The sequence below is a fragment of the Aeromonas sp. SER genome (assembly GCF_038739615.1).
In the GTDB taxonomy this organism is placed as follows: domain Bacteria; phylum Pseudomonadota; class Gammaproteobacteria; order Enterobacterales; family Aeromonadaceae; genus Aeromonas; species Aeromonas jandaei.
Window position 1 is genome coordinate 156,232 of sequence record NZ_JBCGFC010000011.1, and the last position, 7,111, is coordinate 163,342.

Here is a 7,111-nt window from a genome sequence, read left to right on the forward strand (position 1 = left end):
GAGTTAGACTATGAGCATGCAAGATCCGATCGCGGATATGCTGACCCGCATCCGTAACGGTCAGGCGGCGAGCAAAGTTGCGGTTTCCATGCCTTCTTCCAAGCTGAAAGTGGCTATTGCCAAAGTGCTGAAAGAAGAAGGTTACATCGCTGGCTACACCGTAGCTGGTGACGTGAAGCCGGAACTGGAAATTGAACTGAAATATTTCCAGGGCAAGCCGGTTGTAGAACTGATCCAACGCGTGAGCCGTCCCGGCCTGCGTATTTACAAGCGCACTACTGATCTGCCGAAAGTTATGGGCGGTCTCGGTGTTGCTATCGTGTCCACGTCTAAAGGTGTGATGACCGACCGTGCTGCTCGCAAAGCAAGCATGGGTGGTGAGATCATCTGCTACGTCGCTTAATAGGAGGTCGGAAATGTCTCGCGTTGCTAAGGCACCCGTCACTATTCCTGCTGGCGTAGAAGTGACTCTGAACGGTCAGGAACTGTCCATCAAAGGTGGTAAAGGTTCTCTGGTTCGTTCTATTCACGCCGGTGTAGAAGTGACCAAAGAAGACAATGTACTGAAGTTCGCCCCGCGCGACGGCATCGCTGGTGCTGACGCTCAGGCCGGTACTGCCCGTGCATTGGTCAACAACATGGTAATCGGTGTTACCCAAGGCTTCGAGCGCAAGCTGCAGCTGGTTGGTGTAGGTTACAAAGCCTCCATCAAGGGCAATGCTGTCGCTCTGGCTCTGGGCTTCTCTCACCCGGTAGAGCATGAGCTGCCGGCTGGTGTAACCGCTGAGTGCCCGTCCCAGACCGAAATCGTTCTGCGTGGCGTTGACAAGCAGCTGGTTGGCCAAGTCGCCGCCGATATCCGTGCTTACCGCGCTCCGGAGCCCTACAAGGGCAAGGGTGTACGCTATGCCAACGAGCAAGTGCGTACTAAAGAAGCTAAGAAGAAGTAAGGTAACACTATGGACAAGAAAGCAGCTCGTCTCCGTCGTGCTACTCGTGCTCGGAAAAAGATGCAGGAACTGGGAGCTACCCGTCTGGTTGTTCACCGTACCCCGCGTCATATCTATGCGCAGGTTATTGCAGCCAACGGTTCCGAAGTTCTGGCCTCTGCTTCCACAGTAGAGAAAGCCATCAGTGAAGCTCTGAAATACACCGGTAACGCAGATGCTGCTACCGCTGTAGGTAAAGCTATCGCTGAGCGTGCTATTGCCAAAGGCGTTCAGAACGTATCTTTCGATCGTTCCGGTTTCAAGTATCACGGCCGTATCGCTGCTCTGGCAGCTGCTGCACGTGACGCTGGTCTTCAGTTCTAAGCTAGGAGTCGAAGATGGCTAAAGTCGAATCTCAAGCCGGCGAACTGCAAGAAAAGCTGATTGCAGTAAACCGTGTTTCGAAAACTGTTAAAGGTGGTCGTATCATGTCCTTCACCGCGTTGACCGTGGTGGGTGATGGTAACGGCCGTGTAGGTTACGGTTACGGTAAAGCCCGTGAAGTTCCGGCTGCTATTCAAAAAGCAATGGAACAGGCCAAGCGTAACCTGAACAAGGTTGAGCTGAACAACGGCACCCTGCACCACCCGGTGAAAGGTGTTCACTCCGGTTCCACCGTGTTCATGAAGCCGGCCTCTCAAGGTACTGGTATCATCGCAGGCGGCGCTATGCGTGCTGTTCTGGAAGTTGCTGGTATCCACAACGTGCTGGCTAAAACCTACGGTTCCACCAACCCAATCAACGTTGTTCGCGCAACTGTAGACGCTCTGGTTCACGGTCAATCACCGGAACAGATCGCTGCCAAGCGTGGTCTGCGCGTTGAAGAAATTCTGGGGTAATGCGACATGGCTAACACTGTAAAAGTAACTCAAACTCGCAGCTCTATCGGCCGTCTGCCCAAGCACAAGGCGACTCTGCGTGGTCTGGGTCTGCGTCGCATTGGTCACACCGTTGAGCTGGAAGATACTCCCTGCGTACGCGGTATGATCAACCAGGTTTATTACATGGTTAAGGTGGAGGGCTAAGCATGCGTCTGAACACTCTGTCTCCGGCCGCTGGTTCCAAGCCTGAAAAACATCGTCGTGGCCGTGGTATCGGCTCCGGCCTGGGCAAGACTGGTGGTCGTGGTGTTAAAGGCCAAACCTCTCGTTCCGGTGGCGGCAAAGTTCGCAACGGTTTCGAAGGCGGCCAGATGCCTTTGAAAATCCGTCTGCCGAAGTTCGGTTTCTTCTCTCGCAAATCTTTGGTTTCTGCCGAAGTGCGCCTGAACGAAATCGCCCTGGTAGAAGGTGATGTGGTCGACGTGAGCACTCTGAAGCAAGCCGGTGTTATTACTAAAAACATCGTGTTCGCTAAAGTTGTTCTGTCTGGCAACATTGACCGTGCTGTGACCGTTCGTGGTCTGTCCGTCACCAAAGGTGCACGCGCAGCCATCGAGGCCGCTGGCGGTAAAATCGAGGAATAATCAGTACAATGGCTAAGAAACCAGGATTGGATGTTAAAGCACAGGGTGGTCTGAGTGAACTGAAGAGCCGTCTGCTCTTCGTTCTCGGGGCGATTATCGTTTTCCGTGCAGGCTCTTATGTGCCGATTCCTGGTATTGACGCCGCCGTACTGGCCGAGTTGTTCCAGCAACAGAAGGGCACCATCATTGAGATGTTCAACATGTTCAGTGGTGGTGCACTCTCGCGTGCTTCTATTCTTGCGTTGGGGATCATGCCGTACATTTCGGCGTCGATCATTATCCAGCTGCTGACTGTGGTTCATCCCGCTCTTGCTGAACTCAAGAAAGAGGGTGAATCCGGCCGTCGCAAGATTAGCCAATATACCCGTTGGGGCACGCTGGTTTTGGGAACTTTCCAGGCCATTGGTATTGCAACCGGTCTGCCGAATATGATGCATGGACTCGTGACTAATCCGGGTCTTGGCTTCTATTTCACAGCGGTTGTGAGTCTGGTCACCGGTACCATGTTCTTGATGTGGTTGGGGGAGCAGATTACCGAGCGTGGGATTGGTAATGGTATCTCGTTGATTATTTTCACAGGTATCGTTGCTGGTCTGCCGCATGCCATTGGCGCTACGGCCGAACAGGCACGTCAAGGGGAATTGCACATCCTGCTGTTGTTGTTGCTGGGCTTGATTGTTTTCGCAGTGACTTACTTTGTGGTGTTCGTGGAGCGTGGTCAGCGTCGTATCGTCGTTAACTATGCCAAGCGTCAACAAGGCCGCCAGGTATTCGCCGCGCAAAGCACGCACCTGCCGTTGAAAGTCAACATGGCCGGTGTGATTCCTGCGATTTTCGCATCCAGCATCATCCTCTTCCCGGGGACCATTACCTCTTGGTTTGGTCAGGGCGAGGGTAAAGTAGCCGACATCCTGCAACAGGTCTCTATGGTCCTGCAGCCGGGTCAGCCGCTTTACGAGATGCTCTATGCAGCAGCCATTATCTTCTTCTGCTTCTTCTATACCGCGCTGGTGTTCAACCCCCGCGAGACAGCAGATAACCTGAAGAAGAGTGGAGCCTTTATCCCGGGGATTCGCCCGGGCGAGCAGACAGCACGTTATATCGATAAGGTTATGACTCGCCTGACATTGGCAGGTGCACTCTATATAACCTTTATCTGTCTGGTACCCCAGTTCTTGATGACTGCCTGGAACGTACAGTTCTACTTCGGTGGCACCTCGCTGCTGATTATCGTGGTGGTTATCATGGACTTCATGGCTCAGGTTCAGACCCATATGATGTCTCATCAATATGGTGACGTCCTGAGGAAGGCCAACCTGAAGGGCTACGGCCGCTAAAGGTCGGCGTAGTTACGGAGTTAAGCAATGAAAGTTCGTGCTTCCGTTAAGGCAATCTGCCGTAACTGCAAAATCATCAAGCGTCACGGTGTGGTGCGTGTGATTTGCAGCGAGCCTAAGCATAAACAGCGTCAAGGCTAATTTTTTACGGTTAGTACTTGCAACAAATAGTTGTGCTGGCTAATATAGCCAGCCAACTTTTGTTGTGTATTGGTTGACCGCCACGTATCCGCTCACGGGCTTTGTGGTGGTCGTAATCTACTATATGTAGGAGTGAATAGTGGCCCGTATCGCTGGCATTAACATTCCTGACCATAAGCATGCAGTCATTGCTTTGACTGCTATTTATGGCGTCGGTCGTACCCGCTCCAAGGCCATCTGTGCCGCAGCCGGTATCGCTGAGAATGTGAAAATTAAAGACCTGGACGAAGCTCAGATCGAGAGTCTGCGTGAACAAGTAGGTAAATTCACCGTTGAAGGTGACCTGCGTCGTCAGATTTCCATGAACATCAAGCGTTTGATGGATCTGGGTTGCTACCGTGGTTTGCGTCACCGTCGTAGCCTGCCTGTTCGTGGTCAACGTACCAAGACCAACGCTCGTACCCGTAAGGGTCCGCGCAAGGCTATCAAGAAGTAACGGGAAGGTAGAAAATGGCTAAAACTCCGACTCGTGCTCGCAAGCGCGTTAAAAAGCAAGTGAGCGACGGTATTGCGCACGTTCATGCATCTTTCAACAACACAATCGTGACCATTACTGACCGTCAGGGCAACGCTCTGTCTTGGGCTACTTCTGGTGGTTCCGGTTTCCGCGGTTCTCGTAAGTCCACCCCGTTCGCTGCTCAGGTAGCTGCTGAACGCGCTGGTGAGATGGCCAAAGAATATGGCGTCAAGAACCTGGAAGTCATGGTCAAAGGTCCGGGTCCCGGTCGTGAGTCTTCCATCCGCGCCCTGAACGCGGCTGGTTTCCGCATCACTAACATTACTGATGTGACTCCGATCCCGCACAACGGTTGTCGTCCTCCCAAGAAGCGCCGCGTGTAACGCTGGTAGCTACTTGGTCTAGGATTGTTGGAGAAAGAAGATGGCAAGATATATCGGTCCTAAGCTTAAGCTTAGCCGTCGTGAGGGCACAGACCTCTTCCTGAAGTCTGGTGTTCGCGCGATTGATTCTAAGTGCAAGATTGACACCGCTCCTGGTCAGCACGGCGCTCGTAAGCCGCGGCTGTCCGACTACGGTGTGCAACTGCGCGAGAAACAAAAAGTTCGTCGTATCTACGGCGTATTGGAAAAACAGTTCCGCAACTACTACCGCGACGCTGCCCGTCAAAAGGGTAACACCGGTGAAAACCTGTTGCAGCTGCTGGAAGGTCGTCTGGACAACGTCGTATACCGCATGGGCTTCGGTGCTACCCGCGCTGAATCTCGTCAGCTGGTGAGCCACAAGGCCATCATGGTAAACGGCCGCGTTGTGAACATTCCTTCTTTCCAGGTTTCCCCTGAGGACGTGATCTGCGTTCGTGAGAAGGCTAAGAAGCAAGCGCGTATCAAAGCTGCCCTTGAGGTTGCTGGTCAGCGCGAGAAGCCGACTTGGGTAGAGGTTGATGCCGCTAAAATGGAAGGTGCCTTCAAGCGCCTGCCGGAGCGTTCCGACCTGTCTGCCGACATTAACGAACAGCTGATCGTCGAGCTTTACTCCAAGTAAAGCTAGCTTCTAAAGAGAGGACACAATGCTGGGTTCTGTAACAGATTTTCTTAAACCGCGGCTAGTTGACATCGAGCAAGTTAGCCCGACTCATGCGAAAGTGACTCTTGAGCCACTTGAGCGTGGCTTTGGTCACACGCTGGGTAACGCCCTGCGTCGTATTTTGCTGTCTTCTATGCCCGGTTGTGCAGTTACTGAAGTCGAAATTGACGGTGTACTGCATGAGTACAGCAGCAAAGAAGGTGTACAGGAAGACATTCTTGAAATCCTGCTCAACCTGAAAGGTATCGCTGTGAAGCTGGAAGGCAAGGACGAGGTAACTCTGTCCCTGACCAAGTCTGGAACAGGCCCCGTTACCGCAGGTGATATCACTCACGGTGATGAAGTCGAGATCGTAAACCCGGAGCACGTAATCTGCCACCTGACTGGTGCAAATGCTGAAATCAGCATGCGCCTGAAAGTTCAGCGCGGTCGTGGTTATGTGCCTGCTTCTGCTCGTGTTCACAACGATGACGAAGAGCGTCCGATTGGTCGCCTGCTGCTGGACTCCGCGTTCAGCCCCATCGTTCGTATTGCCTACAATGTTGAGGCAGCACGTGTGGAACAGCGTACCGACTTGGACAAGCTGGTTATCGACATGGAGACCAATGGTACTCTGGATCCTGAAGAAGCCATCCGTCGTTCTGCCACTATCTTGGCTGAGCAACTGGAAGCCTTCGTGGATCTGCGCGATGTCAGCGTGCCCGAGAAGAAAGAAGAGAAACCCGAGTTTGATCCGATTCTGCTGCGTCCTGTCGATGATTTGGAGCTGACAGTTCGTTCTGCGAACTGTCTGAAGGCAGAAGCTATCCACTATATTGGTGATCTGGTACAGCGTACCGAAGTTGAGTTGCTTAAGACTCCTAACCTCGGTAAGAAGTCCCTGACTGAGATCAAGGACGTGTTGGCCTCCCGTGGTCTGTCTCTTGGCATGCGCCTTGAGAACTGGCCGCCCGCCAGCATCGCTGACGAGTAATCCAGATTACGGGTTTCACAGATTTAGTTAGAAGGATAAGGTCATGCGCCATCGTTTGAGTGGTCGTCAACTGAACCGGAACAGCAGCCATCGTCAGGCTATGTTCCGCAACATGGCCAGCTCCCTGGTTCGTCATGAGATCATCAAGACGACTCTGCCTAAGGCAAAAGAGCTGCGTCGTGTAGTTGAACCGCTGATCACCCTTGCCAAGACTGATAGCGTTGCTAATCGTCGTCTGGCATTTGCCCGCACTCGCGACAACGCGATCGTGGCTAAGCTGTTCAATGAACTGGGCCCGCGCTACCTGGAGCGCGCCGGCGGTTATACTCGCATTCTGAAATGCGGTTTCCGTGCTGGCGACAACGCCCCTATGGCTTATATTGAGCTGGTAGACCGCCCGGCCGCTGCTGAAGCAGCTGCTGAGTGATAAAGAAAAAGCCGGGCTTGTCCCGGCTTTTCTTTTAAGAGATTTTGATACTGCCTCAACTGCCTCAACTGCCTCAACTGCCTCAACTGCCTCAACTGCCTCAACTGCCTCAACTGCCTCAACTGCCTCAACTGCCTCAACTGCCTCAACTGCCTCAACTGCCTCAACTGCCTCAA

The 7,111-nt window shown here is 53.0% G+C and carries 13 protein-coding genes; all 13 read left to right on the forward strand.

Annotated elements, in window-relative coordinates; translation table 11 throughout:
- The first annotated feature begins 10 nt into the window (after positions 1 to 10).
- The 13 genes from rpsH (at position 11) to rplQ (ending at position 6,935) form a co-directional block, all read left to right on the forward strand.
- Positions 11 to 403: a 30S ribosomal protein S8 gene (gene rpsH / locus AAHA41_RS16590; RefSeq protein ID WP_033115584.1), complete on the forward strand. Its 393-nt coding sequence runs from the start codon at positions 11 to 13 to the stop codon at positions 401 to 403.
- A gap of 13 nt (positions 404 to 416) precedes the next feature.
- Complete coding sequence (rplF, locus tag AAHA41_RS16595; RefSeq protein WP_033115583.1) at positions 417 to 950, forward strand: 50S ribosomal protein L6; 534 nt, start codon at positions 417 to 419, stop codon at positions 948 to 950.
- A gap of 9 nt (positions 951 to 959) precedes the next feature.
- Positions 960 to 1,313, forward strand: a complete 354-nt coding sequence (rplR, locus tag AAHA41_RS16600) for a 50S ribosomal protein L18 (RefSeq protein WP_005340606.1) — start codon at positions 960 to 962, stop codon at positions 1,311 to 1,313.
- Between the two features lie 14 nt (positions 1,314 to 1,327).
- Positions 1,328 to 1,828 (forward strand): 30S ribosomal protein S5, encoded by a 501-nt coding sequence (gene rpsE / locus AAHA41_RS16605; protein ID WP_005342686.1) that lies wholly within the window; start codon positions 1,328 to 1,330, stop codon positions 1,826 to 1,828.
- A gap of 6 nt (positions 1,829 to 1,834) precedes the next feature.
- A complete protein-coding gene (gene rpmD, locus AAHA41_RS16610; RefSeq protein ID WP_005307985.1) occupies positions 1,835 to 2,014 on the forward strand; it encodes a 50S ribosomal protein L30 in 180 nt (59 codons plus the stop codon).
- 2 nt (positions 2,015 to 2,016) lie between these two features.
- Positions 2,017 to 2,454 (forward strand): 50S ribosomal protein L15, encoded by a 438-nt coding sequence (gene rplO, locus AAHA41_RS16615; protein ID WP_033115582.1) that lies wholly within the window; start codon positions 2,017 to 2,019, stop codon positions 2,452 to 2,454.
- 8 nt (positions 2,455 to 2,462) lie between these two features.
- Positions 2,463 to 3,791, forward strand: coding sequence for a preprotein translocase subunit SecY (gene secY, locus AAHA41_RS16620; RefSeq protein ID WP_005340602.1), 1,329 nt, complete (start codon positions 2,463 to 2,465; stop codon positions 3,789 to 3,791).
- 27 nt (positions 3,792 to 3,818) lie between these two features.
- Positions 3,819 to 3,932 carry a 50S ribosomal protein L36 gene (gene rpmJ / locus AAHA41_RS16625; protein WP_005319705.1) on the forward strand — a complete coding sequence of 38 codons (114 nt, stop codon included), beginning with the start codon at positions 3,819 to 3,821 and terminating at the stop codon, positions 3,930 to 3,932.
- 139 nt (positions 3,933 to 4,071) lie between these two features.
- Positions 4,072 to 4,428, forward strand: a complete 357-nt coding sequence (gene rpsM / locus AAHA41_RS16630) for a 30S ribosomal protein S13 (RefSeq protein ID WP_005307991.1) — start codon at positions 4,072 to 4,074, stop codon at positions 4,426 to 4,428.
- 14 nt (positions 4,429 to 4,442) lie between these two features.
- Entirely contained in the window at positions 4,443 to 4,832 is a 390-nt protein-coding gene (gene rpsK, locus AAHA41_RS16635; RefSeq protein WP_005307993.1) for a 30S ribosomal protein S11, read from the forward strand.
- A 40-nt stretch (positions 4,833 to 4,872) separates the two neighbouring features.
- The gene (gene rpsD, locus AAHA41_RS16640; protein WP_005342696.1) at positions 4,873 to 5,493 is read left to right on the forward strand and encodes a 30S ribosomal protein S4; all 621 of its coding nucleotides are present in this window, start codon (positions 4,873 to 4,875) and stop codon (positions 5,491 to 5,493) included.
- Positions 5,494 to 5,518: 25 nt separating this feature from the next.
- Positions 5,519 to 6,508 (forward strand): DNA-directed RNA polymerase subunit alpha, encoded by a 990-nt coding sequence (gene rpoA, locus AAHA41_RS16645; protein ID WP_005307997.1) that lies wholly within the window; start codon positions 5,519 to 5,521, stop codon positions 6,506 to 6,508.
- A 43-nt stretch (positions 6,509 to 6,551) separates the two neighbouring features.
- Complete coding sequence (gene rplQ, locus AAHA41_RS16650) at positions 6,552 to 6,935, forward strand: 50S ribosomal protein L17 (RefSeq protein WP_005307999.1); 384 nt, start codon at positions 6,552 to 6,554, stop codon at positions 6,933 to 6,935.
- The last annotated feature ends 176 nt before the right edge of the window (positions 6,936 to 7,111 follow it).

Excerpts from the sequence above, each read along its gene's own strand:
- rpoA (WP_005307997.1), top strand. The coding sequence starts at position 5,519 with ATGCTGGGTTCTGTAACAGATTTTCTTAAACCGCGGCTAGTTGACATC.
- rpsK (WP_005307993.1), top strand. The coding sequence starts at position 4,443 with ATGGCTAAAACTCCGACTCGTGCTCGCAAGCGCGTTAAAAAGCAAGTG.
- rpmJ (WP_005319705.1), top strand. The coding sequence starts at position 3,819 with ATGAAAGTTCGTGCTTCCGTTAAGGCAATCTGCCGTAACTGCAAAATC.
- rpsE (WP_005342686.1), top strand. The coding sequence starts at position 1,328 with ATGGCTAAAGTCGAATCTCAAGCCGGCGAACTGCAAGAAAAGCTGATT.
- secY (WP_005340602.1), top strand. The coding sequence starts at position 2,463 with ATGGCTAAGAAACCAGGATTGGATGTTAAAGCACAGGGTGGTCTGAGT.
- rpsD (WP_005342696.1), top strand. The coding sequence starts at position 4,873 with ATGGCAAGATATATCGGTCCTAAGCTTAAGCTTAGCCGTCGTGAGGGC.
- rplF (WP_033115583.1), top strand. The coding sequence starts at position 417 with ATGTCTCGCGTTGCTAAGGCACCCGTCACTATTCCTGCTGGCGTAGAA.
- rplO (WP_033115582.1), top strand. The coding sequence starts at position 2,017 with ATGCGTCTGAACACTCTGTCTCCGGCCGCTGGTTCCAAGCCTGAAAAA.
- rplQ (WP_005307999.1), top strand. The coding sequence starts at position 6,552 with ATGCGCCATCGTTTGAGTGGTCGTCAACTGAACCGGAACAGCAGCCAT.
- rpsH (WP_033115584.1), top strand. The coding sequence starts at position 11 with ATGAGCATGCAAGATCCGATCGCGGATATGCTGACCCGCATCCGTAAC.
- rplR (WP_005340606.1), top strand. The coding sequence starts at position 960 with ATGGACAAGAAAGCAGCTCGTCTCCGTCGTGCTACTCGTGCTCGGAAA.
- rpmD (WP_005307985.1), top strand. The coding sequence starts at position 1,835 with ATGGCTAACACTGTAAAAGTAACTCAAACTCGCAGCTCTATCGGCCGT.